Source organism: Flavobacterium frigidimaris (genome assembly GCF_002217275.1).
GTDB classification, from domain to species: Bacteria; Bacteroidota; Bacteroidia; order Flavobacteriales; family Flavobacteriaceae; genus Flavobacterium; species Flavobacterium aquidurense.
This window is the reverse complement of the sequence record NZ_MUGV01000039.1, coordinates 66,797-91,434: the sequence shown is the minus strand read 5'-3', so window position 1 is coordinate 91,434 and position 24,638 is coordinate 66,797. Positions and strand designations below refer to the sequence as shown.

General features: G+C 32.8%; 21 protein-coding genes. 8 read left to right on the top strand and 13 right to left on the bottom strand.

The window, feature by feature from the left end; all coding sequences use genetic code 11:
* The first annotated feature begins 21 nt into the window (after positions 1 to 21).
* Positions 22 to 4,716 (top strand): hypothetical protein, encoded by a 4,695-nt coding sequence (locus B0A65_RS19880; RefSeq protein WP_074657039.1) that lies wholly within the window; start codon positions 22 to 24, stop codon positions 4,714 to 4,716.
* Between the two features lie 431 nt (positions 4,717 to 5,147).
* On the opposite strand, the gene B0A65_RS19875 is transcribed toward B0A65_RS19880, so the two are convergent.
* From B0A65_RS19875 to murQ, 7 genes are all read right to left on the bottom strand, one after another.
* The gene (locus tag B0A65_RS19875; RefSeq protein ID WP_074657042.1) at positions 5,148 to 5,774 is read right to left on the bottom strand and encodes a 3'-5' exonuclease; all 627 of its coding nucleotides are present in this window, start codon (positions 5,772 to 5,774) and stop codon (positions 5,148 to 5,150) included.
* 2 nt (positions 5,775 to 5,776) lie between these two features.
* On the bottom strand, positions 5,777 to 7,696 hold the full coding sequence (locus B0A65_RS19870) for a DUF294 nucleotidyltransferase-like domain-containing protein (protein ID WP_074657046.1): 1,920 nt from the start codon (positions 7,694 to 7,696) through the stop codon (positions 5,777 to 5,779).
* Positions 7,697 to 7,790: 94 nt separating this feature from the next.
* Complete coding sequence (locus tag B0A65_RS19865; protein ID WP_074658292.1) at positions 7,791 to 8,162, bottom strand: DNA topoisomerase IV; 372 nt, start codon at positions 8,160 to 8,162, stop codon at positions 7,791 to 7,793.
* A 279-nt stretch (positions 8,163 to 8,441) separates the two neighbouring features.
* Positions 8,442 to 9,017, bottom strand: a complete 576-nt coding sequence (locus tag B0A65_RS19855; RefSeq protein ID WP_074657050.1) for a DUF1572 domain-containing protein — start codon at positions 9,015 to 9,017, stop codon at positions 8,442 to 8,444.
* A gap of 2 nt (positions 9,018 to 9,019) precedes the next feature.
* Positions 9,020 to 9,592 carry a pentapeptide repeat-containing protein gene (locus B0A65_RS19850; RefSeq protein WP_074657052.1) on the bottom strand — a complete coding sequence of 191 codons (573 nt, stop codon included), beginning with the start codon at positions 9,590 to 9,592 and terminating at the stop codon, positions 9,020 to 9,022.
* 89 nt (positions 9,593 to 9,681) lie between these two features.
* The gene (locus tag B0A65_RS19845) at positions 9,682 to 9,903 is read right to left on the bottom strand and encodes a DUF6095 family protein (RefSeq protein WP_017498392.1); all 222 of its coding nucleotides are present in this window, start codon (positions 9,901 to 9,903) and stop codon (positions 9,682 to 9,684) included.
* Positions 9,904 to 10,025: 122 nt separating this feature from the next.
* Positions 10,026 to 10,838, bottom strand: a complete 813-nt coding sequence (gene murQ / locus B0A65_RS19840) for an N-acetylmuramic acid 6-phosphate etherase (RefSeq protein WP_074657053.1) — start codon at positions 10,836 to 10,838, stop codon at positions 10,026 to 10,028.
* A 168-nt stretch (positions 10,839 to 11,006) separates the two neighbouring features.
* Here murQ and B0A65_RS19835 point away from each other — a divergent pair, with 168 nt between their 5' ends.
* The 3 genes from B0A65_RS19835 (at position 11,007) to B0A65_RS19825 (ending at position 15,860) form a co-directional block, all read left to right on the top strand.
* Entirely contained in the window at positions 11,007 to 12,152 is a 1,146-nt protein-coding gene (locus B0A65_RS19835) for a helix-turn-helix domain-containing protein (RefSeq protein ID WP_074657055.1), read from the top strand.
* 20 nt (positions 12,153 to 12,172) lie between these two features.
* Positions 12,173 to 13,321, top strand: a complete 1,149-nt coding sequence (locus tag B0A65_RS19830) for a helix-turn-helix domain-containing protein (RefSeq protein ID WP_074657057.1) — start codon at positions 12,173 to 12,175, stop codon at positions 13,319 to 13,321.
* A gap of 154 nt (positions 13,322 to 13,475) precedes the next feature.
* Positions 13,476 to 15,860 (top strand): TonB-dependent receptor domain-containing protein, encoded by a 2,385-nt coding sequence (locus B0A65_RS19825; protein ID WP_074657058.1) that lies wholly within the window; start codon positions 13,476 to 13,478, stop codon positions 15,858 to 15,860.
* 215 nt (positions 15,861 to 16,075) lie between these two features.
* Here the strand turns inward: B0A65_RS19825 and B0A65_RS19820 are convergent, their stop codons facing one another.
* Both B0A65_RS19820 and B0A65_RS19815 read right to left on the bottom strand, forming a co-directional pair.
* Positions 16,076 to 16,744, bottom strand: coding sequence for a ZIP family metal transporter (locus B0A65_RS19820; RefSeq protein ID WP_074657060.1), 669 nt, complete (start codon positions 16,742 to 16,744; stop codon positions 16,076 to 16,078).
* Between the two features lie 89 nt (positions 16,745 to 16,833).
* Positions 16,834 to 17,598 carry a class I SAM-dependent methyltransferase gene (locus B0A65_RS19815; RefSeq protein ID WP_074657062.1) on the bottom strand — a complete coding sequence of 255 codons (765 nt, stop codon included), beginning with the start codon at positions 17,596 to 17,598 and terminating at the stop codon, positions 16,834 to 16,836.
* Between the two features lie 135 nt (positions 17,599 to 17,733).
* On the opposite strand from B0A65_RS19815, the gene B0A65_RS19810 reads away from it, so the two are divergent.
* The 3 genes from B0A65_RS19810 (at position 17,734) to B0A65_RS19800 (ending at position 19,983) form a co-directional block, all read left to right on the top strand.
* Positions 17,734 to 18,891: a THUMP domain-containing class I SAM-dependent RNA methyltransferase gene (locus B0A65_RS19810; RefSeq protein ID WP_026982114.1), complete on the top strand. Its 1,158-nt coding sequence runs from the start codon at positions 17,734 to 17,736 to the stop codon at positions 18,889 to 18,891.
* Positions 18,892 to 19,040: 149 nt separating this feature from the next.
* Positions 19,041 to 19,277: a hypothetical protein gene (locus B0A65_RS19805; protein WP_074657064.1), complete on the top strand. Its 237-nt coding sequence runs from the start codon at positions 19,041 to 19,043 to the stop codon at positions 19,275 to 19,277.
* Between the two features lie 13 nt (positions 19,278 to 19,290).
* The gene (locus B0A65_RS19800) at positions 19,291 to 19,983 is read left to right on the top strand and encodes an aspartate/glutamate racemase family protein (RefSeq protein ID WP_074657066.1); all 693 of its coding nucleotides are present in this window, start codon (positions 19,291 to 19,293) and stop codon (positions 19,981 to 19,983) included.
* Positions 19,984 to 20,046: 63 nt separating this feature from the next.
* On the opposite strand, the gene B0A65_RS19795 is transcribed toward B0A65_RS19800, so the two are convergent.
* Genes B0A65_RS19795 through rlmD form a run of 3 tightly spaced genes read right to left on the bottom strand, consistent with a single transcriptional unit; the run spans position 20,047 to position 22,824 of the window.
* Positions 20,047 to 20,859 (bottom strand): DUF6048 family protein, encoded by an 813-nt coding sequence (locus tag B0A65_RS19795; protein WP_074657068.1) that lies wholly within the window; start codon positions 20,857 to 20,859, stop codon positions 20,047 to 20,049.
* Positions 20,831 to 21,397 (bottom strand): DUF6452 family protein, encoded by a 567-nt coding sequence (locus tag B0A65_RS19790; RefSeq protein WP_074657071.1) that lies wholly within the window; start codon positions 21,395 to 21,397, stop codon positions 20,831 to 20,833. Before B0A65_RS19790 ends, B0A65_RS19795 begins: the two co-directional genes overlap by 29 nt.
* Before the next feature lie 14 nt (positions 21,398 to 21,411).
* Entirely contained in the window at positions 21,412 to 22,824 is a 1,413-nt protein-coding gene (gene rlmD / locus B0A65_RS19785; RefSeq protein WP_074657073.1) for a 23S rRNA (uracil(1939)-C(5))-methyltransferase RlmD, read from the bottom strand.
* Positions 22,825 to 23,052: 228 nt separating this feature from the next.
* Between rlmD and B0A65_RS19780 the strand changes: the two genes are divergently transcribed.
* Positions 23,053 to 24,033, top strand: a complete 981-nt coding sequence (locus tag B0A65_RS19780) for a sensor histidine kinase (protein ID WP_242670317.1) — start codon at positions 23,053 to 23,055, stop codon at positions 24,031 to 24,033.
* On the opposite strand, the gene B0A65_RS19775 is transcribed toward B0A65_RS19780, so the two are convergent.
* Positions 24,030 to 24,476: a hypothetical protein gene (locus B0A65_RS19775; protein ID WP_074657078.1), complete on the bottom strand. Its 447-nt coding sequence runs from the start codon at positions 24,474 to 24,476 to the stop codon at positions 24,030 to 24,032. The genes B0A65_RS19780 and B0A65_RS19775 overlap by 4 nt on opposite strands.
* Positions 24,477 to 24,638 lie beyond the last annotated feature (162 nt).

Genomic DNA, 24,638 nt, shown 5'->3' with positions numbered 1-24,638 from the left:
TTTATATATAGATTATTTACTATGAAGAAGTTTTACAAAATACATTTATCAACACTATTTTTACTGCTTACGATTTTTAATTCCTATGGACAAGATATAGCACCGCCTGCCGAAATAAATGCAGCGGCCAGTTCAATAGAAAAAATAGCTGCATCAGATCGCTGGGTAGATAAATTTTCAAATCAGGATTTGGTAGAATTGCCCGTTGGGATCAGAAATACAGTAAACAATGTTCAGTATTCAATCGGGATTACAAAAGCTGTTTTCTCTCCGGAATACACTACTTTAACAGTGTTCTGCAGGGTAGATATTCCTCAAAAAGACACAAAAAATGGTCAACCTATGCAGCTTTTTTTTGGTGCAGATAATGTGAAGCTTTCTCATCAGGGAGGGATTATAGGCGAAGCCAAATTGGTTCTATTAGGAAATGTTGATATTCCGTTTAGTGATAATAAATGGCAATTGTCCTTATATGGTGGTTTTGATATGGCAACAGGAAATGTAAATGATGATTTGACATATGTAAAAATTGACTGCGATGGATTTAAAGAAATGAGAGTTTCAGGAGCTGTAGAATTTTCCCGAGATTTGATATTGCCAATTGACCAGAAAACCAAAACTGTTGATGAAGCAAAAACAACTATAGCTAAAACTTATTATAACGGAAAAACAATTCAAATTCCCAATCGTGTAAGAGGGGAATTTAGTTTTACGGCAAGTGACTGGAATGATATTTTAGTAAATGTAAGTCTGCAACCTTTTGTATTAAAAGACAAAAGAAATGGAAAAGATTTTGATGGAAATTTTCAATTTTTGATAAGTAATGCAGTTTTGGATTTAAGTGATTTAAAAAATGATCCAAGTGTGATTTTTCCAGACTATTATTCTAAAAATGCACTTTTAACACCAAGTGAGCAAGCATGGAAAGGAGTTTTTATTCAGGCTTTTGAAGTTGGCCTGCCAAAAGAATTTCAAACCACAGATACAGCAGCAAATAAGGAAAGACTTTATGTAGGAGCCCAAAATCTTATTATAGATAAATATGGAGTATCGGGAACTTTTTATGCAGATAATGTTTTTCCGCTTGATAAAGGTATTACAAGTCAGGAAAAATCATGGGCTTATTCTTTAGATCATATTGATGTTACTATAGCCGCTAATACTTTTGTAAAAGCAAATTTAAGAGGTGAAATACTTTTGCCTATAAGCAAAGCATCTCCAGAAAAGAAAGAAACGCCAAAAGAACCAATAGCAAGTACAGGAGAAAATAAGCCAGTGACAACAGATTCGCCCGCAAAACAACCTCAAACCAAGAGAGCCGGATTATTATATAATGGATTTATTTCAATGGAAGAACAGCAATTGGTTGTTGTTACAAAAGACTCGATCGCCTTTGATATTTGGAAAGCAAGAGCGTTGTTGCTGCCCAATAGTTCTATTGAATTAAAATTAGTAAAAGGAAAGTTTCTTCCCAAGGCCAATCTAAACGGAATAGTTTCTTTTGGAACCAATAAAACGGCTACGGACGATCATGAAGTAGAAGGGAAACAAACAGTTGATTTTAAAGGGATCTCTTTTGAGAATTTGCAATTGCAGACGGTATCTCCTATTATTTCTGTTCGAAACATGGGCTATAAAGGCATGGTTTCCTTTGGTAATTTCCCTGTTTCGATTGGCAACATAAATGTCGCCATTAACGAAAATGATTCCAGAATCGATTTTGATTTAGGAATAAATTTAATGGATGGAACCAGCGGTGCAGGAGCGACAGCACGAGTAGGAATTCTCGGTAAAATGTATGATGATGGCTACAGACAGCGAAGCAAGTACAATGGGCTAGATGTTTCGGCTATCAGTATAGATTGTGAATTTAGTTCATTAAAAATGAAGGGCAGTCTTATATTAATGGAAAAAGACCCTGTTTATGGCGATGGTTTTAATGCAGATTTAGATGTCGATGTTGCTGTTGTTAATGTAAAGGCGAAGGCTATTTTTGGACGTACGAGTTTTAGATATTGGTATTTTGATGCAGCTGCAAAATTGCATAGTGCTCCCGCGCCTTTTATGATTAATGGTTTTGGAGGTGGTGCCTATTATAAAATGCGCAGAAATGAAGATATCGCTATTGCTGATTTCTCTCCTTCAGGATTGAGTTATACACCGGATGAGAAAATAAATTTAGGGGTTAAGGCCTTAGTTTATTTTTTTGCCGGTTCGGAGAAAGTTTGTAATGGTGAAGCCGGATTTGAAATAGCCTTTAACTCAAAAGGAGGAGTAAACAGGCTAGCGATTTTTGGTAAAGCAAAAGTCATGGCAGAAATAAAAGGGCTCAAAGATATCGGTACTTTAGTGGAAAAAGTGAAATCAAATTTAGCGGCAAAGAAGAGTTTACTTAATTTGAGCGCAGGTGATATAATAGGGTCTTTTGTCAGTAACTATCTTCCGAAGGCAAAAGAAGCAATCCCAGAAGCCTTGACAGATTCAATAGGAATAAAAATGATAGCAGCGATAGAATTTGATTTTCAAAATAATTCATTGCATGGTACAATGGATACTTATATCAATACGCCTAAAAACTTTTTATCAGGTACAGGGCCGGGAGGGAGAGCTGTTTGGGCCGTTTTACATAAAGATCCAAAAGACTGGTATCTGTATATTGGAACTCCGGATGATCGCTGCGGAGTAAAGATGGGAGTAGCGGGCATGTTTTTAAAAACAACAAGTTATTTTATGGCCGGAACATCTCTTCCCGGAAGTCCGCCCCCTCCGCCAATCGTAGCACAGATTCTTGGTGTCGATGCCAAAGATTTGAATTATATGCGTAACGAAAATGAATTGGCAAATGGAGGAGGATTTGCCTTTGGCGGAAATCTGGATTTTGATACAGGAGATTTAAGTTTTTTATTATTTTACGCTCGTTTTCAAGCAGGAATGGGATTTGATATCATGCTGAAAGATTATCAAGAAGCACGATGCTCAAATACAGGAGAGCAAGTAGGTATCAATGGCTGGTATGCCAATGGTCAATCTTACGCTTATCTTCAAGGGCAATTAGGAATAAGAGTTAAATTGGCATTCTTAAAGTTTAAAGTGCCAATTATTTCTGGTGGTGCTGCCGTTTTATTACAGGCAAAACTACCAAATCCTGTTTGGATGCGCGGTTATGTTGGAGGCAATATGAATATTCTGGGAGGTTTGATAAAGGGTAAATTTCGTTTTAAATTGGAAATAGGCGAAGAATGTCAATTTGAAAATGCATCACCATTAGGAGGGATTAAATTGATTACAGATGTAACTCCAAAACAAAGTTCATCTGATGTAGATGTCTTTGCTGTTCCACAAGCGGCTTTCTCACTGAAGGTAAATGAAGCATTTGTAATTCCTGAGGATACTGGAGATGTTACGTACAAAGTTATATTAGAAAAATTCAAAGTTTTTGATGGTATAACAGAAATTCCTGGTGCTTTTGAATGGGGTTTAATGAAAGACAAAGTAAATTTTGTTTCCACCGATATTCTACCTCCTGATAAAGAACTGAAAGTTCAGGTTGAGGTTAGTTTTCAAAAGATGATAAATGGTGTTTTTCAGCCAATAAAAGTCGATGGAAAAATAGCTACGGAATATGAAGAAAGAGTATTTACAACCGGTGGAGCTCCAAATTACATACCTCTTAACAACATACAATATTCCTATCCAGTTGTTGATCAAAAATATTTTCTGGAAGAAGAATATCCTAAAGGTTATATTCAACTTAAACGTGGGCAGGATTATTTATTTAATGATGCAAATTGGGAAACAGGTATAAAGATTAATGAAATTGGAAATTCTAACGCAAAAACTGTAGTTTTTAATTATGATACAAGTTCAAATGAAGTTTATTATGATTTACCTAACATCAGCCAGGAGAAGAAATATAATTTGTCAATATTAAGCAATTTGAAACAAGCTCCACAAAGAGGTTCTTCATCAACTATAACGACTAATACAATTAAAGATGACGGAAATGATATACTGATAAAAGAAAATCAAGCTGAAGAATTATCGAAAGCCGAGGGGAGTATTGAACGTTTGTCTTACGCATTTAATACTAGTAAATATAAAACTTTCACTTCGAAGATGAATTCAATTAATACTCAAAACTATAATTTCGGGGTTTTATATTCAGATGTTATTTATTTGACCACTACTATCTCCAGTCAGGAAGCATTTGACTTGGTTGATCTTCAAGGGATAAATTATAGTGGTGATAAAGCATTAATTAGCGCCCAAGCAAAATTAAATGATGAATATTATGCTACAGATATTTTTCCATATTTATACAGAGATTATCCTTTAAACGGTAATTTTTCTATATCTAATAGAGATATAGAGGAGTTGGGAGTTATTCCTGTAAAAGCGATTCCACTTAATGCATTTTACATGACTAGTATTGAAAATAATGTCAATCAATCATGGACAAAAGCAAATTTTCCTTTTAAGTATAATATGCCATTACTTTATAAACAAGACTGGGTTGATTTAAATAATCAAATCATTAACGCTTACATTAATGATGAACCTAATGCAGAATCAATTGCAAAGCGCTTTTTAAATAGTAATTATCTATTCATGCGTTATGGAAATTATGAAATAGTTGTAAAATATAATTTACCTGGAAATAAGCAATCAAATGATTTTACCTACAAGTATAAAAACACTAATAAATTTAGATTGTAGTAAAAAAGTTTTAAATATATTCAGAAATGTAAGGCAAATGAAATTCAATTTATTTTTATAGTTTTATTATTTTATAGTTGTAATACAACTGAGTTTTGTGGTCATGTCTATGATTATGATACTGAAAGACCTATAAAAAATGTTTTTGTAAGGATAAATGATGATATTACCAAAACAGATAGTACGGGATATTTTTTTGTTAACGTAAAATCAAATTCAATAATTGAGATATTTTTAAAAAGGGAAGGTTATGCAAGTAAAAAAATATTTAGAAATCCAAATTCTTCAGGAAAATTTTCCAAAACAAGCTTAAAAGAGAATGTAATTTATTTATATAATAATGAAAGCGATTTTTATAATAAGTGATTAGCTGTTTAAATAAAATTATCTTTTGATAAGATAAATACCCCCAAGTATACAAGCTGGGGGTATTATTTAAACAAAGAATTCAAATTAATCTCTTTCTTTTCTCGAAGTTTTTTTACAATTTTCAAAAAGGCAATGGCAGTTATGTAAGCATCTCCCAAAGCGGTATGCCTGTCTTTTTTAGAAATATCAAATTTATCGGCAAGATCGTCAAGGGTATAATGATCCTTTCTTTCAAACAAATGAGATTTTATTAAAGTCTTTTTATACAAAAAAGCAGTGTCTAAACTGTGATTTTTCAATTCGGGTAAACCATTTCTTTCTAATGCCTTATTGATCATTGTAACATCAAAAACAGTATGATGTGCGATAATAATGGAATCTCCTAAAAAAGCTAAAAATTGCTGTAAAGCCTCTAGTTCACCAGGACGTTTTAAAACAAATGCTTTTAGAATACCATGAATCTGGGCTGTCGATTTATCATAATGATCTTGTTCAATATAAACTTCAAAACTATTCTGAATAGCTATAATTCCATTTTGTAAAACAAGTGCACCAATGCATAAAATGCGGTCATTTTCATAATCGAATCCAGTAGTTTCAGTATCTAAAACAACAAAACGAGTTTCTTCGATAGTAAGATTTTCATCAAAGAGATTTTCTTCTTTTTTCCAGAAATTAAATAAACTCATACTTATACTACGTTTGAAACATTAAATCTAACGCTAATTAATTCCTGAAGTTCTTTGATGGTTTTAAAAGTTCTTTTAAGCTTGATTTTTTCCATTTTTGATAACGATTCTAAAGCTATAAATTGTCCCGAATCATGATGTAAAAGTCCCTGTTTGGTTCTGAATTTCAATAAGGCCTTAAAAGAATAGGAGCATGATAAATACAACTCGCTATTATTAGGTTCTAATTCAGCTAATTTTTCGAAACGCTCTGCTGTGTTACTGATCCCTTTAACTGAATGCGATAAAATCAAAACACGAGCAGCATCTGTTAAAGGCATTAAAGCTCTTCTTTTTATATCGAAATTATCTTTGTTTGCTCCGTCTTGTTCTACTAAAAATTGTCTAAAAAAGCCTGTTGGTGAAGGACTTTGCAATGCACCGCTAACCAAATGAACATAAAAAATCGGATTTGCCTTTATATTTTCAAAAATAGAATCAGACAATTGACTCGCTATTTCTGTATCTCCATACGTCACGCTGTAATCAAAAAAGATAAACGATAATAAAACTTCATTTTTCCCCGGATTTGTAATCCAATGATGTACCTGGCTTTTCCAGTCATCAAGACTCATACACCATTTAGGGTTGGAAGCCATCATTTCGGCTGGACAGTAATCATAACCAATTTCAAAAAGACCTTTATTAATGAGACCAGCAAATTTTAAAAAGTATATTCTGGTTTCGTCCTTAAAAACTTCAGAAACATTCTCATAAACAATCGCATTATCCTGATCAGTATGTAACATTTGCTCACTTCGACCCTGACTTCCCAATGCTAGCCACGCAAACTTGACTGGTGGTGGGCTGCTCATTTTTTCAATACACATTTCGATAACGCGTGTGGTGCAGGCTTCATTTAATTCGGTTATGATTTTGGAAATCAATGTCATTGGAATATTTTGATCTAAATATCCCTGAAGCAACTGCATAATTCTATTTCGGATGGGCTTAATCTCTTTGATTTTTTTGGCTCTTTTTAATGCTTTAATTAAAACAGCCGGATTATTTCCCAGCGCCACCATAACATCATGTTTAGATAGAATTCCAACAGCTTTGGTATTGACAGTTCCGTCTTTCGTTAAACACAAATGACTAATATTGCTTTTCATCATCGCCATTTGAGCCTCCGTAACTGTCATTTTCTTCGGATATGTAATAACAGGCTTCGTCATAATAGTTTCGGCCGTTGTCAGTATCGAATATTCTCCGGTTACGATTTTATTTCGCAAATCTTTATCGGTTAAAATACCTATCGGAAGCATTTCATCAACAATTAATATCGCCCCAACTTTTTTCTTATTCATTATTTTGGCAACATCTCGAGCTGTTGTGGATGGCGAACAAGTGACAATTTTTTTTGAATATTTTATAGGCGTTAAATCAAATGAATTGGTATGTGAATGCATTGTATCATGAACATCATCATCGCCATACAATTTATCTTTATGAATATCTGAATAGGGATTTCGAGTATTGGATGCATAACTCTCAATCAGGAAATTTCCAACAGTTCTATTTTCCAGTGCATAAGGTTTGAAAACAGCAATTGGAATGGCATATAAAATACTTTCTTCATGTGCAACAGCTTCCATAATGTAGTTTTCCTGAGCCAAAAGCGGACGCAAACCAAAAATATCGCCTTCATCACACATATCCAAGACCGTATTTTTTGTGCTTTTCTTTAAAGCCACAGCGCCTTTATGAACAACATAAAAAGAATCATGCGTTTTTTCATTTTCGGCAAAAATCACAGCATCTTTATCTTTATAGATAATCGAAATTTGTTCTGATAGCTTTTCTAAATCCATTTTGTGTAAAAAGCTAAAAGGAGGGAAGTCCTTTAAAAAGTCGGCAACTCTATGCGATATGGTATTTTTCATTAGTTTAGATTTGCGTTTTGCCACAAAGGCACAAAGACACTAAGATATAAAAATTTGCGTCTTTGTGCCTTTGTGGCAAAATTATTTAGTGTGTTTATTCAACTTTATAAACCTTCCCGCGTTGCTTTTCTTCAGAACCAACCATTCCGAATTCAAAGGTGTAAGAATCTTTAGAAGTATTTAGAATCTTCATGCTGATTGCTTTTTCCTCAGCCATGTTCTTTGGATGTTTCTTCTGTAAAACATACTCGCAGTCGCTTACCCAGCGTACTGTTGAGGTATCGGTTTTTCCATCAAAAGTCTCGATTTCTATATTACCTTTTCGTTCAAAGAATGTTGTTTTTTTAACACCATTTACTTCAAACTCAAATTTGAACTTTCCGTTTTTAAAGTCTTTGCAATTGTGTTCTGCGTTATAACACGAGAATAATGTGATTAACGGTAAAAGGAATATAATTTTTTTCATTTTTAAATAAGTTGTTTTTTTAGGAGCTGTTTCCCGCTGTCCTTCCAAATCTTTTGTGCCGAACCCCGGCACAAAAGGATTTTCCCTCCCATCGGGGCTAGAAGAATATCGGATATATAAGAAATAATGTTACTATAGATGCAATAATGATAGTAAGAAAGGCCAAAAAATATAAATTTCGCCTTCTGTTTTTATCAGACTGTTCATCGGCTAATTTTGTTCTGCAAAACCGAATTAAAAGCCACCACCAAAATCCTCCAAAATAAGCATGAAATTCTATCATTTCAGTCTCTTCAATTCATCATCTGTAAAGTTCTTGATTTCTTTTTCTTTGGCAAACTTTTCGGCATTGTAATTTCCGGATTTATTCTTCGGAATTGATAAACTTTCCCAATCACTATTTTTTAATTGCTTTGCATAAAAAACAATCTGGCCAACATGGTAAGGGTAATGTGCCAATTGACGATTTATAGCTTCAATAACAGTATGGCCTTCATTTCGGATATAAATAATATTCGAAAGTTGTTCTGGTTTTAGACTATTTAAAGCATCTAGAAAACAAGCCCAGCCTTTATTCCAGGCGATTAAAACTTCTTCTTTAGATTGAAAATCATTTTCGAATTCAGCATCACGATTACGCCATTCTTTTTCTCCATCAGAAGTTAAAAAGTCTGTCCAACGCGAAAGCATATTGCCGGAAATGTGTTTTATAATGGTTGCAATACTATTGGTGTCTTCGTTTATTGCTACAAAAAGCTGTCCCGGTTCTAATTGATCCATCGCTTTTTCTCCCAGCATTTTATAGTATAAAAACTGCTTTTTAACGCTTTCTAAATAGGATTCAGTAGTTTCCATATTTATACAATTTTAATATCATACTTATCTAATAGTCCCACAATTCCCTGATTAGAAAATTGCGCTTTTCGCATCGGATTAAATTCCGGATCAATTTTATAATTATACGCCGTTCTAAAATCTACCGATGCCAATTGTGTTTCATTAAAAATAGCGCCATCTAAATCACAATTATCAAAAACCGAACTTGTTAAATTAGTCCCTATAAAAGTAACTTCTCGAACAGAACAATTAATGAATTTGGTTTTCGGCATTTTTTTGTTCGAGAAAATGGCGTAATCTAAGGCTGTTTCTTCAAAATAAACCTGAAATAAAAAGTCATCACATTCATTAAAAGCGATTCCCAAAAGCTTGCAGTTTTTAAAAGTAACATTCTTTAAATTAGTGCCTGCCAAACTGGTCATCGACAAATTGCAGTCAATAAATTCACAGTCTAAAAAAGTATTGTAAGCAAAATTACTGTTTGAAAAATCACAGTTTCTAAAAACACAATCCTCAAACTCCCGGTTGTTTATTTTTTTGTCAATATAAATGACTTTCTCGAACGTTTTCTGAATGTGAATTATACCTTCCATGTAATTTATTTAATAAGAAATTAAAAGTTTGCGGAGTTAAACCTAACAGGTTTTAAAAACCTGTTAGGTTTGTCAAGACATTTAAGAAATTAGTCATTGAACAAACCTTTCATAATGATTTTCAATCCGTAAAAAATCAAAAACATAGCACTTAAACAAGCGACAATCCCAATTCCTAAAACCAAATAATGCCAATTCGTATGTTGATTCATAAAAGCATTATAAATCAACGAAGGACCAATAAATAATAAAGGCAACGAACCCGATAAATATTTAATTCCTTTTCCTAATAATTCTTTATTTGTTGCCATTTTAATTTTGTTTCAAGTTTGAAAAAGTTTCAGGTTTCAGGTTTGACAGACTTTGCGACCTTCGCGTAAACTCTTTGCGAACTTTGCGGTTAAGTCACATCTTACATTTCACAAAAAACTTTTTACTTTAAATAATTGTCGACAGCGTTTCTCACACTGCCATATTTTTTTAATAATTCAGATGCTTCTTCATATGAAACAGGAATTTCTCCCATAATCATTTTGACACCGCGATCGACCAATTTGATGTTGCTCAACTGCATATCGACCATTTTATTTCCTTTCACTTTTCCAAGCTGAATCATCGCTGCGGTCGAAATCATGTTTAGAACTAATTTCTGAGCTGTTCCGGCCTTCATTCTCGAACTTCCGGTAACAAACTCTGGCCCAACTACAACTTCAATAGGAAATTGCGCTGTCAAAGCCAATGGACTCCCAGCGTTATTAGTGATACATCCGGTAAGGATATTATTTTGATTACAAGTTTCTAAACCGCCAATAACATAGGGAGTTGTTCCAGATGCAGCAATACCAATTACAACATCATTTGCACCAATATTATTAGCTTGCAAATCGATCCAGGCTTGTGTTGCGTTGTCTTCGGCATTTTCTACGGCACGACGAATTGCAGTGTCTCCGCCGGCAATTATTCCGTTTACTAAATCAAAAGGAACGCCAAAAGTAGGTGGGCACTCTGAGGCATCAACAACGCCCAAACGTCCAGAAGTTCCGGCTCCGATGTAAAATATTCGCCCGCCTAGTTTTAATTTTGCCACAACCTGCGCCACTAAAGCTTCGATTTGTGGTATCGCTTTCTCAACTGCATTGGGCACAGTTTTGTCTTCATTATTGATATTGGTAAGCAGTTCATGAACTGACATTTTTTCTAAATGTTCGTATTTTGATGCTTGTTCTGTAGTTTTTGTAAAGGTCATTTTTCGTAGTTAATTAGACTAGCCAAAAATACTCTTTTTTATTGCAATTTCGAAATTTGAAAAGCAAAGACGCAAAGATTTAATTTGTTTTTTTATTGTTATTCCTACTCTTTTGAATCCTTGTTAAAAGAACTAAAATATTATATTTGTTGGATAATCAAAAAATGAATGGATAAATTAGGCTTTTTAGATGGCATTGCTCGGATTGCCGTTTTTGTTTCGTTATTGTTGGCACTTTTTTTACTGACAGTAAAAACGGAAAATAAACTGGCCAACCGACTATTTGCCTGTTTTATTATTTTTTCAGGAATTGATTTCAGTGGACTTTTAGTCTATTCTTTTCCACAAGAATATGTTGATTTTGAGATTTTGAGAAGTACAACGTGCTTGCTGGAAATGCCTTTGATTTATTTGTATGTTTTAGCGGTGTGTTATTCTGACTTTCGATTGAAGTGGAAGCATCTAATTTATACGCTACCTTTTATAATTATGAATGTAGTTTTTATGCCAAGATTTTATTTGAAATCGGGTATCGAAAAAGAACTCTTTGTCGCTAATTATAGTCAAATGTTTGAAGCCTATTTTTTTCATATTTTAATTGAATTACAATACTTTTTTTATGTAATAAGTATATTTTTAATTTTAAGAAAGTATAAAAAAATCTACCTCGAAAATTATACTAATCCCAGCACCTCCACTTATAAATGGCTTTTTCAGATGAACTGTGTGTTTTTAATTATGCATTCTATTGCAGCTTCTAAAAATATATTGCGTTACACAGCTACCAGAGATACTTTTCTTTGGGGAAATGTTCTGATGGTAATTACGGCCTTGTCCGTAATATGCTGGTTTGTAATGAAAGCGTTAAATCATCCGGAACTTTTTAGAGGAATCAATTCTCAATTAAAGCTAACGAAAGACATTCTTCCAAAAAACAATGAAAATGCAATCGAAGTAAAAGAACATCAGAATGAAGTTGTTGATACTCAAATCCTGACGTTGAAACAATATATGGCTGATAAAGAACCTTTTCTTGATCCGTCGCTTACGATTCAGGAATTGGCCAATCAAATTGATATTCCGGTTCGGGATTTATCCGTTTTGATAAATCATAAAATGGATCAGCATTTTTTTGATTTTGTAAATGAATATCGAATCCAAAAAGCAATGAATATTTTAAAAGATGAGTCTAAAAGTCAGCTTACCGTTTTAGAAATTTTATATGAAGTTGGTTTTAATTCAAAATCTTCATTCAATACTTCTTTCAAAAAGTATACAAATCTCACGCCTACAGCTTATAGAAATGCAGTATAATAAATCAAGTAGTCAAAAAAATGGATATAGATAGCTTTTTGAGTCTTATGGGCCGGATGTCGGTTTTTGTTTCATTGTTGCTGGCATTCTTTTTATTTACTGTAAAAACACAAAATAAATTAGCAAATAGGCTATTTGCTTCTTATTTACTATTTTTTGTACTTGATGATATAGGAATTTTTATTAGTGAAGCTTTCATTAAAGATTATCTTAATTTAGAATTTTTCAGATGGACTACTTGTGCTTTGACACTTCCTGTTTTTTACCTGTATATAATCTCCGTTTGTTTTGCTGATTTTCGATTAAGAACGAAGCATTTGATTCATGCAATTCCGTTTGTATTTACAAATGCAGTTTTTGTAAGCAGAATCTATTTTTTAAATGACGTGGATAAAATGCAGTTTTATGAGCAGCGCAGTCAAATGCCAGAATTTTACTTTTTTCAGTTGATGCTGGCTTTACAAATTGTATTGTACAGCATTGGCGTATTTTTAGTTTTAAAAAAGTATAAAGAAATATATCGGGAAAATTATACTAATCCGAAGACTTCTATTTTTAAGTGGTTGTTTCAAATATCGACTGTATTTTTTAGTTTGTATTACTTATCAATAGCTAAGAATATTTTAAGATTTACCAATTTTGAGTTACTATGGATTTGGGCAAATGTAATCATGCAATTTTTAGCCTTGGTAGTAACTTGCTGGTTTGTGTTAAAAGCATTGAATCATCCCGAGCTTTTTAGGGGTATAGATTCTAAATTGCAATTAGCAAGAGATATTCTTCCAAAGGAAAATAAAAGCGCTGTGGAGACAAAAGAGCAGCAAAACGATTTAATTACAGCTCAGATTTCGGCATTGAAACAATATATGGCCGGGAAAGAACCTTTTCTTGATCCATCGCTTACAATTCAGGAACTCTCAAATCAAATAGATATTCCGGTTCGTGATTTATCCATTTTGATTAATCATCATATGGATCAGCATTTTTTTGATTTTGTAAACGAATATCGCATTCAAAAAGCCATGAGTATTCTGAAAAATCCCTTAAAAAAAGATCTTACAGTTTTAGAAATTCTCTATGAAGTAGGTTTTAATTCAAAATCGTCTTTTAATACATCTTTTAAAAAATATACTAATTTAACACCTACAGCGTACCGAAACGCTTCATAATAAAGGTTTTGTAAAAAGTCGTACGACATGCTAGATAAAGTCGAACTGATTTCCTGAACAGAAATTGGTTCGACTTTTTTTTGTCGGTCGCCTTCTCAAAATTTCTAAGGCAACTTTGCTTCAAATTAATCGAACAAGTTTAAAATTAGAAATCATGAAAAAAGTTAATCTTTTTATTTTTTTACTATTGCCTCTTTTTTGTTTAGCACAAACATCCTTTAAATTAAATGGAAAAATTGCCGACGAAAAAACAGCAGTTGCCTGGACAGATGTTGTAATCGTAAATCAAGACGGAAAAATTATAAATGGAACAACAACAAAAGAAGACGGAACTTTTGAAGTAATCCTGAATAAAGGATTCTATAAAGTCAAAATTAATACGCAGGGATATGCTGAATTTGAGGAAGAAATTAGGATTGAAAAAGACACCAATTTAGGTTTGATAATTTTAAAGGAAAATGTAACCAATTTGGGAGAAGTGGTCATTCAATCCAAAAAAAGTACAATTGAACAAAAAACAGATCGTTTGGTTTATAATCTGGAAAATAATGTAACAAACGTTGGCGGAGATGCTTTGAGCGCCATAAATACTGCGCCTGGAGTCGTGGTGCAAAATAACGCAATCAATGTATTGGGAAAAGGAACTTCCAGAGTTATGATTGACGGAAGAATGATTGAATTAACGGGAGAAGAACTGAATAATTTCCTGAAATCTATTTCGGCAAATGATATTAAAAATATCGAAATTATAAGTAACCCGTCATCAAAATATGAAGCAGAAGGAACCGGTGGATTGATCAATATTATTATGAAAAAAGGAGCTCGTAATTCCTGGAAAAATACAACCACAGCTTCGTATGACCAGAATAAATATGGAATTTATGCTTTAAGAAATAATTTCTTTTATAATAAAAATAAGTTCAGGGTTTCGGCCAGTATCAATGCAAAAACAGGTTATAGAAATATTGAGGAAGGTCTTGACATGTATTTTGTTGAAGGACCTTCGAAAATGAAGGCAGTAACTAAATTGAATGAAGATAACCTGTCTGGAAAAGTAGCTTTGGATTATGATTTATCAGAAAATACAAGCATCGGTTTTCAATTTTTAAAAGATAAAAGCAATCCTGATTTTGACTCCGATATTAGAATAGACCAATATAATACTCAAAATCAATTAGAAAGTTATGTAATTAATGAGAGCTTTTTAGACCGAAAAACAGGTAATCAAACGTATAATCTGCATCTGATTACAAAACTGGATTCATTAAATCGAAAATTATCATTTGATGCAGATTATTTTGATTTTGATTCAAAATTTGACCGGGATTTTATCGCAAACAATTATGCATCAGATGGGACTTTTGTCGATATAAATCAATCGGCAAGTAATCTTTCGAATCAGGATATTAATAATTTGAGCTTTAAGGCAGATATGGAGCATCCGCTAAAAGCTTTAAACTTATCGTATGGCGCAAAAATGAGTTTTACAAAAAGCAATAGCGATGTAGTTTTTTTTAATACAATCACTGGCACTCCGGTATTAGATACTAACCAAACAAACCAATTTAAATACACTGAAAATAATCAGGCGGTTTATATTAGTGCTGACAAAAAAATCAATGAAAAATGGATTTTTCAGGCAGGGTTACGATTAGAAAACACACAGACAAATGGTTTTTCGAAAACATTAAATCAGGAGACAGTAAATAATTATTTTAAATTATTTCCAACCTTTTATACTTCTTATCAGAAAAACGAAAACAATACTTTTAGTTTAAATTATGGAAGGAGAATTAAAAGACCGAGTTTTTCATTATTAAATCCATTTCGAGTTTATATCAGCAGCAATAGTTATTCAGAGGGAAATCCGTTTTTAAAACCGTCTTTTAGTGATAATTTTGAGTTTGTACATTCGTATAAAAAAATATTGAGAACCAGTATTTACCTTAATTCTATAACAGATGGATATGGCGTAATTTTTACTGCAGATCCCGAAACATTGACACAAGTTATATCGAGAGAGAATTACTTTAAAGGCCTTAATTACGGAATTGGAGAAACATATTCAGCGAATTTTGCAGCTTGGTGGCAGAGTGAGAACTCCTTGTACTTCTTGGGTTCAAATATTAAATTCATAAAAGATATTAATGCAACACCAGTAAACGGTCTTGAAGTCGATTTCTCAACAAACAATACTTTTTCATTGGGTAAATCAACAAAATTACAAGTCGATTTTAACTATACTTCGCCTTATAAAAGCGGTTTGTATGATACAGGATATACATCGAGTTTGAATATTGGTTTTAAACAGGATTTATTAAACAAAACCATGCAGATTGCGTTTTTGGTAAATGATATTTTTAATACATCTTATCTAAAAAACGATGTTTCAATTGTAAATGGCGTAAAACAGGTATATAATCAAAATGAAAGCAACAGATTTGCCCGACTATCTTTAGTTTACAATTTTGGAAACAAAAAAATTAACGTAAGCGAGCGTACTTTAGGAAATCAAGACGAGAAGAATAGAGCCAGGTAAATTAGATAATTAGTCAATTAGAAAATTAGATAATTTTGGGAGTATCCTAACAGGTTTTTAAAACCTGTTAGGTATTTTTTTTCGTGTGAAGTTTTTTTGCGTGAGGGGATAGGAGTAGGCTACCGAAGTAGCACGGATAGCCCGACCGAATTTGCGAAAGGCGCACATAAGCGGTTTGTTACATAGCGCCTTTTGTGAATTTGGTCACGCCCTAATTATAATACGAATGCCAATAAAATTCCGAGAACGATCATGGAAACTTTGGCAACATTGAATTTATGTCCTTCACTGCTTTCAAAAATAATAGTCGATGAAATATGGAATAAAATTCCGATGACAATGGCAGTTATTTCAGTGTAATATTGATTTAGAATGGGTAAATATTCAGAGGCGATTGTACCAAGCGGTGTCATAATGGCGAAGGTTAGCATGAAAGCAAAAATCGCTTTTTTGTTGAGATTGGCATTGATAAAAAACGTGGTTAAAATCACGGCAATTGGCAAATGATGAATCGCGATACCGAGTGCTAAACCATGATGATGACTTACCGGAAAACCCTCTAAAAAGGCGTGAATACACAAGCTGATAAAAAGCAACCACGGAATCTGAGACATTTGTGCATGTCCGTGAACGTGCCCGTGTTCAGCTCCTTTTGAGAAAAACTCCAATATGATCTGGAATAAAATCCCGACCATAATAAATAAACCAATATTATGATTGTGAGATTCGTAAACTTCAGGCAACAAATGCATTACAGTTAATGATAATAAAAATGAACCGCTAAAAGCAAGCAATAATTTTAGATTGGTTTTGTTTTTTGGTTTTAAAAACAAAGCCACAGCATAACCTAAAAGTACAGAAAATAAGGGTAGTAAGTAATTCATCTTTGTTGTTTAATCGTTGATTTGTTTAATCGGTTAATTGTTTTTTTGCTTAGCGATTAAACGGTTAAACAATTAAACGATTCACCAATTTATTTAAAAATCATGATTAATCGTTCGCTTTCGGTTTTATGGAATTTTTTGAGTTTATAATCTCCAAAAATATCCAAAAGAAAAATTCCGGCTTCGGCCATTAATCCTTCAAAATCTTTTAAAGTTAAAGCTTTTACTTTTTCGGTAAAATGATATTGATGTCCTTGATCTTCAAAATCAATTTCTTTAAAAATATGTCCGTCTTCAAGGTATCTTTTGATTTTAAAATCGATTCCGTCAACGGTTTTTACTTCTTCGGGAACCAAAGTTTCGATTACCTGAGCGACATTCATAAAATCAATCACGGCAAAACCGTATTCAGATAAACTTTCTTTGATCGCTTTTAAAGTCGTCAAATTATCATCATCGCTTTCGAAATAACCAAAACTGGTAAACAAATTAAATATAGCATCGTATTTTTCTTCGAAGGGTTCACGCATATCGTGGACCTTGAAATGTAGGGTTTCGTTGCTGTTTTTGCTGGCCTCTGCAATACTATTTTCAGACAAATCGGCGCCTAAAACATCAAAGCCAAGCTGGTTTAAATAAATAGAATGGCGTCCTTTTCCGCAGGCTAAATCCAATACTTTTGCCTTTTCAGGAAGATTTAGGTAATGCGTAAGATTATCCATAAAAATCTGAGCCTCTCGGTAATTTCGGTCTTTATAAAGAATGTGATAATACGGAGTATCAAACCATGATGTAAACCAGTTTTCGGTGTTACGCTCCTGATTTGGTGTTGATGAGTTTGGTGCTTCAGACATTTATTCTATTTCAATTAATTCAAAGTACCGCAAATTTAGTGTATTTTTGCCGAAAAATAACTATTTCGCGAGGATACCTATATAAATGGTAATATGCATTTGCGATTGGAGTTGTTTTTTTAAACAAAAATAAAGATGGAAGAAAATTTTAGAATGATAGCCAAATGTTTTTTTGGTTTCGAAGAAATATTAGAAAAAGAATTACGTGATCTTGGTGCTCAGGATGTCGAAAAAGGAGTGAGAATGGTAAGCTTTAAGGGCGATAAAGGTTTTATGTACAAAGCCAATTTATCGTTGCGTACTGCGCTTAAAGTTTTAAAACCAATTTATTCGTTTAGGGCAAACAACGAGCAGGCATTATATAAAGGAATTTCGGGCGTGAACTGGTCTAAACTTTTGAATGCCAACCAAACTTTTGTAATTGATGCAACTGTGCATTCCACTTATTTTAATCACTCAGAATTTGTTTCTCAGAAATGTAAAGATGCGATTGTCGATCAGTTTAGAGAAAGAACAGGTCAGCGTCCGAGTATTGATAAAGCTTTTCCAGATCTAAGGATCAACGTTCATATCGATAAAGATCAGGTTTCTGTTGCTTTGGATACTTCAGGAAATTCATTGCACCAACGTGGTTACAGAACGGCTACGAATATTGCACCAATCAACGAAGTTTTGGCGGCAGGAATTTTATTGTTATCAGGTTGGGAAGGTCAAAGTCACTTTTTAGATCCAATGTGTGGATCTGGAACTTTTTTGGCTGAGGCGGCTATGATTGCTTGTAACATTCCGGCAAACATCAACAGAAAAGAATTTGCTTTCGAAAAATGGAAAGATTGGGATAATGATTTATTTGATCAGATTGTAAACAGTTTGATGAAAAAAACAAAAGAATTCCATTATACAATAAAAGGTTTTGATAAAGCGCCAAGTGCTGTAAACAAAGCGAAAGACAATATCAAAAACGCTAATTTAGAAGATTACGTTACCATTTCAGAAGATAACTTTTTTGACACTGAAAAAGCGGTTGAAGGAAAACTGCATATGGTTTTCAATCCGCCATACGATGAGCGTTTGGATATTCACATGGAAGAATTCTACAAAAATATCGGAGATACTTTAAAGAAAAGTTACCCGGGAACAAACGCATGGTTTATCACTGCAAATCTTGAAGCTTTAAAATTTGTTGGATTAAAACCGTCAAGAAAAATCAAACTTTTCAATGCAAGTCTTGAAGCACGTTTGGTAAAATACGAAATGTACGAAGGAAGCAAGAGAACGAAATTTCAGGTGTAAGGTTCTGAGGTACTAAGACACTAAGGTGCTAAGATTTTTAGCTTTGTGTCTTACAATTTTAGAATTATAATTTAGAAATAAAACAATTAGGTTCAATGAGTAAAAACTTAGCATCTTAGTACCTCAGAACCTTAGCAACTTTTAAAAAAATGTCAAAACTACAAGTAAGAAGCTTTTTATATCAATTAGGATGTTTCGCAATTTTATTTATTGCGGGCCGATTTGTAATTGCTAACTATACACAATTAACCGGGATCTGGATTCCGATGACGGCTTTTATTGTTGCCACTTTGATTGCGCCTAAATTTCAGGCGGTAAAAACCAAAGATGGTGAGAAGCTTTTTATGAAATGGATTTTTATAAAAGGAATCAGGGAAATTGGATAATTAGCTATATTATATGAGGAAAATTGGACTTATAGGCGGTATTAGCTGGGTTTCTACAGCAGATTATTACAAACTTATAAACGAGGGAATAAATGAAAAAATGGGAGGATTAAACTTCTCTGAATGTTTGATTTATTCGTTCAATTATTCTGATATAAAAAAGAATAACGAAGCCAACGATTGGGATTCGACTTTTGAAATGCTTTTTAAAGGTTGTGAATTCTTAAAGTTAAGCGGAGCAGAAGCGATTGTTTTGTGCGCCAATACGATGCATCTTATAGCTGATCGACTTGAAGAAGCAATTGATTTGCCTCTTATTCATATTGCAACGGCTACGGCTGTTGAAATTCAGAAGCAAGAAATAAAAAAAGTGGGTTTGTTAGGAACTAAGTTTACGATGGAACTCGACTTCTTTACAAATAAATTGAAAGCAAAAGGAATAGAAGCTATAATTCCGGAAAATCAGGAAGATAAAGATTTTGTTCATACTACAATTTTTGAAGAATTAGGTAGAGGGCTTGTAACTCCGGAAACTAAAAAGCGTTATTTAGAAATTGCAAATCAGTTAATAGAAAACGGGGCCGAAGGAATTATTTTAGGCTGTACCGAAATTCCATTAGTAATTAAACCAGGAGATCTTTCGGTACCAATTTTTGATACTACATTGATTCATTCAAAGGCAGCGGTTGAATTTCAATTATCGTAAATATTTAAAATTAAAAAAGCCTCAAATTTTTAAATTTGAGGCTTTTTTAATATCTGTAAAAAATTACTTTTTAGGTTGTTCTTTTTTAGCTGTAGGAATAATTGTTTTTTTCTTATAAATTGGAATAAAGTAAGAAACAGTATAATTAAAACCGATTCCAAAACTTCCATCATAAGTTCTGTTAAAACCAGGAATATAAAGATTATCAAAGCCGTCTGGTTTTGTATTCGCGACCAACATTTTCAGTTGAACGCCAAAGCCTACAAAAACATTATTGAAAACTTTTGCTTTTAATCCCATAGCAACTTCAATCCAGCCAGCTGTAAGGCCGTTGTATTTTTTATTATCAACAATTGGTGGCTGTTCTCCCCAATACGGATTTGGATTATAGATTTTGTAACTGTTTAATTCCTGACTAAAAGTACTAAAACCACCTCGTAAACCTATAGTAATGAGGTTTTCCATATCAAGCCAGTTTTGGTACAAATTATAATCAAAACCTCCTTTAATATAAGTTCCGGTAGCAGTAGAATTCAATCTGTCGTCATCGGTTGTTTTATCTTCAAAACCAAGTTCTGCCGCGATATAGTATTTTTTAGTTAAACGAAAATCTCCAACAATTTCGATTCCTTTATAATCTTTGTCATACAGGCCACGAGTCAATTTATACAAATCAACACCAACACGAAGGCCATAACGATCGGTTTTTATACTGTCTGGTTTAACTTCCTGAAGTTCTGGTTTGGCAGTTTCAGTTTTTGGTTTAGCTGGTGCAGTTTCTTTTTTTACTGTTGTAGTTGATGTTTCCTGGGCCTGAACCAAAACCATTGAAAACAATAAACAACTACTAAAAAAATACTTTAATGTGTGTTTCATTTTCGGTTTCAATTTTAGGATTTATTACAAATACTTGTTGCATCCAAAGTCCGTTACCATCCGCATCTGTCAGTACAAAAGGAATAGATACAGGAGGACTGCTCGATACAGGATTCAGAGTAAAAGTAGTTTTAAAACCACAAGCTCTGGAAACATATATATCCTGATGGGTGTAATTAAATCTAATTGCATCTTTGTTGATTGCAGCAGGATTTGGGTTTTGAGAATCTGAAATAAAAGTAAAAGTAGTTGATTCTGCGTTTGTTTTTAACGGAATTGAAATTGTACTTCCGTTTGCTAAATATTTAGTTGTTTCATCTCCGCTTTCATTGAAAATAATTCCTCCGTTTACTTCAGATTTGTCTTGTCCAATTACTTTTAAATTAGTAACATTTTTAAGTAGTGTTGGATTATTAATGTCATAAAAAGTAATTACTAATCGCGGAGTAGTGGGCGTATCTGGATCACAAATGTCATCTTTCTCGCAGCTCGATAAGCCAAAAGTAAAAACTAATAAAAAAGAAATTATTTTTTTCATTTATATAAATTGTGTTATCTAAGTTCTAAAAGTACAACATTTTCAACATGGTGCGTCTGCGGAAACATATCAACTGGTCGAACGCGGGTAACTTTGTATTTTTCGTCCATTAAAGCAAGATCTCTCGCTTGTGTAGCCGAGTTACAACTCACATAAACTATTTTTTCAGGAGCAATCTTCATGATTTGATCAATAACAGCTGCGTGCATACCATCCCTTGGCGGATCTGTAATAATAACATCTGGTTTTCCGTGTTGTGCAATAAAACTTTCATTGAACACTACTTTCATGTCTCCAACAAAAAACTCACAATTTGTAATATTATTGCGTTCTGCATTGGCTTTGGCATCTAAAATAGCTTCAGGAACACTTTCTACACCAATTACTTTTTTTGCTTTTTTAGAAACGAACTGAGCAATCGTTCCTGTTCCTGTATATAAATCATAAACCGTTTCGTTACCTGTAAGTCCGGCAAAATCACGTGTTATTTTGTACAGTTCATAAGCCTGATCAGAATTGGTCTGGTAAAATGATTTAGCATTGATACTAAATTTCAGACCTTCCATTTCCTCCAAAATATAATCTCTACCTTTATATAGTTTAATGTCCTGATCGTATATTGTATCGTTCTGTTTTGAATTTACGACATATTGTAATGAAGTAATTTGTGGGAATTTTTCATATAAATGATCCAAAATCAATTCACGATTTTTCTTGTCATTTTCGAAAAACTGAATCAAAACCATGATTTCGCCAGTCGAAGCAGTACGAATCATAAAAGTTCTTAATAAACCTGATTGTTCTCGCGGATTAAAAAAAGCTAAATTATGTTCGTTAGCAAAATCTCTGATTTCATTTCTGATAGCATTTGAAGGATCTTCCTGTAAATGACATTTTTGAATGTCCAGAATTTTATCCCACATTTTAGGAATATGAAATCCTAAAGCATTTCTGTTACCCAGGTCTTCAGTGCTTCCAATTTCCTTTTCTGTTAACCAACGGCTGTTAGAAAACGAAAATTCCATTTTATTTCTATAGAAAAACTGTTTTTCAGAACCCAAAATAGTTTCGAATTCCGGAAGTTCAACTTTTCCTATACGCTGTAAGTGGTTTTTTACTTCATTTTGTTTGTAATACAACTGTTGGCTGTATTTCATATTTTGCCATTTGCATCCCCCACAAACTCCAAAATGCTCGCAAATTGGTTCAATGCGATGTTCTGATAATTCGTGAAATTTTACGGCTTTGCCTTCGTAATAGGCTTTTCTTTTTTTGAAAGTTTGTACGTCAACTACATCACCCGGTACTACATTCGGAATAAATATTACTTTTCCGTCTGGAGCCTTAGCTACTGATACTCCTTTTGCTCCAGCATCAAGAACCTGGATTTGATGAAAGACAACTTTGTCTGTATTTTTTCTTCCCATAGCGCAAAAATAAGGGTTTGTAAACTTTTATAAATTTAAATTTTAAAATATTTTATCAAATTTTTGAATTTATTAGTTTAAATGAGTTTAAAAGTTAACTTTGTTTTTAGTATTATCCCTGAATGCTACTTTTTTAACCTATAGTTTTGTTATGTTTTTATGAATTTGTATCACAATCTTTCACAAATAAGCTTTCTGAAAAAAAGCTATTCATTCAAATTTCTGTTTGTGGCTTTTATAGGTATTCATATTCCGTTAATTGGGATTTTATTTTTTGTACTATTTTACGCTCAGGATATTTCGGCCACCTCTATTTTGGTTTTTTCTTTAATAATGACCTTATTGGCGACAGTAATAACACTTTTAGTTTTAAAACAATTAATTAAGCCTATCTCAGTAGCATCAAAATCATTAGATGATTATCGGAATAACAGAAGACTTTCTGTTTTGCCTACAGAATATACAGATGAAGCTGGTTTATTAATGTGTAATATTCAGGAATCTATTTATGAAGCAGAAAGTTTTATAAACGAAAAGCAGGATTTAATTTATATGCTTTCGCATGATTTGAAGAATTTTGCGGGAAATCCTCAAGGGCTGGCAAAGTTAATTTTAAGTGAAAATCCATCTGAATCCATAAAACATTTAGCCGATTTAATTTGTGAATCGACCAATTTGCAATTTCGTTATATAGAGAATTTTATAAAATTGCTGAATGAACAAGATCAGGTTGTAAAATTTAATCAGGAACCTCGAGAAATAATATTCCCTAATATTTTGCCTTTCATTAATGAACAGGTAGAGCAACGTTTGATTGATAAAAATATCAAATTAAGTCTGAGTTTAGAAACAGTAGCAGCTACCCTTAGAATTGATGAAGGTTTGTTGATTCAGGTTATTGTAAACTTAATAAGTAATGCAATTAAGTTTTCTTATTTTGACAGTGAAATCAAAGTCAGAATTTATAGCGAAGATTCAAAATTGATAATTACAGTAATCGATAAAGGAATTGGTTTCAATAAAAACCAGATTGAAGAGTTATTTAAAAAATTCACGAAAATGAGCCGATTAGGAACGGCAAATGAATCTTCGACAGGAATTGGTTTATATTTGTGCAAAAAAATTATTGAAAGAAATAAAGGAACTTTAAGCGCAGCCAGCGAAGGTAAAAACAGAGGAGCTGAGTTTAAGATTGAGTTTGAGATCTAATTTTTTCTTTTTTTGATGATTTCATAATTGACAATCGTAAAAAAATAAAAGCATAAATCAGCGGAAATTTTTCCGAAAATAATTCCGAAAAAATAATTCCCAAATAGAATTGGCATCCAATACATGCAAAAAGGACGAATTACTAAAAAGTCTAAAAATGCAGGATAGCCAAATTCTAATACTAAATTTTTCAGTAGTAAAACAATCTCTTTAAAAGTTGTGTCTTTGTTCTGTACTTTATTTTGCTTTGAAAGTTTTTTATAAGCTGTAATAAAAATGACACTGTAAAAAGCCAGATATTCCGAAAAAGTAATAATGTACGCTGTTGTTAATCCGCTATAGATTTTACTAAAAAGAGAAGCTGTAAGCGCGGCACTTGTACTAGCTAATTCAGCATATTTATAACGATCAAACCATTCTTTAAATTGTGATTTTGTAAGCATTTCTTTTCTAGTAACTAAGTTATTTAGTAGCTAAGTTACTAAGTTTCGTTTTTAGATAATAGTATTTCTGCCTTTGTTATCTTAAGTGCCTTAGGAACAGGTTTTACTATTTTTGAATTTTAGATTTAAGTTCGGGAACTTAAAAAAAACTTGGAAACTTAG

What these genes read in the sequence shown, in the direction of transcription:
- B0A65_RS19880 (WP_074657039.1), top strand. Translation starts at nt 22, where the DNA reads ATGAAGAAGTTTTACAAAATACATTTATCAACACTATTTTTACTGCTT.
- B0A65_RS19875 (WP_074657042.1), bottom strand. Translation starts at nt 5,774, where the DNA reads ATGAGTTTATTTAATTTCTGGAAAAAAGAAGAAAATCTCTTTGATGAA.
- B0A65_RS19870 (WP_074657046.1), bottom strand. Translation starts at nt 7,696, where the DNA reads ATGAAAAATACCATATCGCATAGAGTTGCCGACTTTTTAAAGGACTTC.
- B0A65_RS19865 (WP_074658292.1), bottom strand. Translation starts at nt 8,162, where the DNA reads ATGAAAAAAATTATATTCCTTTTACCGTTAATCACATTATTCTCGTGT.
- B0A65_RS19855 (WP_074657050.1), bottom strand. Translation starts at nt 9,017, where the DNA reads ATGGAAACTACTGAATCCTATTTAGAAAGCGTTAAAAAGCAGTTTTTA.
- B0A65_RS19850 (WP_074657052.1), bottom strand. Translation starts at nt 9,592, where the DNA reads ATGGAAGGTATAATTCACATTCAGAAAACGTTCGAGAAAGTCATTTAT.
- B0A65_RS19845 (WP_017498392.1), bottom strand. Translation starts at nt 9,903, where the DNA reads ATGGCAACAAATAAAGAATTATTAGGAAAAGGAATTAAATATTTATCG.
- murQ (WP_074657053.1), bottom strand. Translation starts at nt 10,838, where the DNA reads ATGACCTTTACAAAAACTACAGAACAAGCATCAAAATACGAACATTTA.
- B0A65_RS19835 (WP_074657055.1), top strand. Translation starts at nt 11,007, where the DNA reads ATGGATAAATTAGGCTTTTTAGATGGCATTGCTCGGATTGCCGTTTTT.
- B0A65_RS19830 (WP_074657057.1), top strand. Translation starts at nt 12,173, where the DNA reads ATGGATATAGATAGCTTTTTGAGTCTTATGGGCCGGATGTCGGTTTTT.
- B0A65_RS19825 (WP_074657058.1), top strand. Translation starts at nt 13,476, where the DNA reads ATGAAAAAAGTTAATCTTTTTATTTTTTTACTATTGCCTCTTTTTTGT.
- B0A65_RS19820 (WP_074657060.1), bottom strand. Translation starts at nt 16,744, where the DNA reads ATGAATTACTTACTACCCTTATTTTCTGTACTTTTAGGTTATGCTGTG.
- B0A65_RS19815 (WP_074657062.1), bottom strand. Translation starts at nt 17,598, where the DNA reads ATGTCTGAAGCACCAAACTCATCAACACCAAATCAGGAGCGTAACACC.
- B0A65_RS19810 (WP_026982114.1), top strand. Translation starts at nt 17,734, where the DNA reads ATGGAAGAAAATTTTAGAATGATAGCCAAATGTTTTTTTGGTTTCGAA.
- B0A65_RS19805 (WP_074657064.1), top strand. Translation starts at nt 19,041, where the DNA reads ATGTCAAAACTACAAGTAAGAAGCTTTTTATATCAATTAGGATGTTTC.
- B0A65_RS19800 (WP_074657066.1), top strand. Translation starts at nt 19,291, where the DNA reads ATGAGGAAAATTGGACTTATAGGCGGTATTAGCTGGGTTTCTACAGCA.
- B0A65_RS19795 (WP_074657068.1), bottom strand. Translation starts at nt 20,859, where the DNA reads ATGAAACACACATTAAAGTATTTTTTTAGTAGTTGTTTATTGTTTTCA.
- B0A65_RS19790 (WP_074657071.1), bottom strand. Translation starts at nt 21,397, where the DNA reads ATGAAAAAAATAATTTCTTTTTTATTAGTTTTTACTTTTGGCTTATCG.
- rlmD (WP_074657073.1), bottom strand. Translation starts at nt 22,824, where the DNA reads ATGGGAAGAAAAAATACAGACAAAGTTGTCTTTCATCAAATCCAGGTT.
- B0A65_RS19775 (WP_074657078.1), bottom strand. Translation starts at nt 24,476, where the DNA reads ATGCTTACAAAATCACAATTTAAAGAATGGTTTGATCGTTATAAATAT.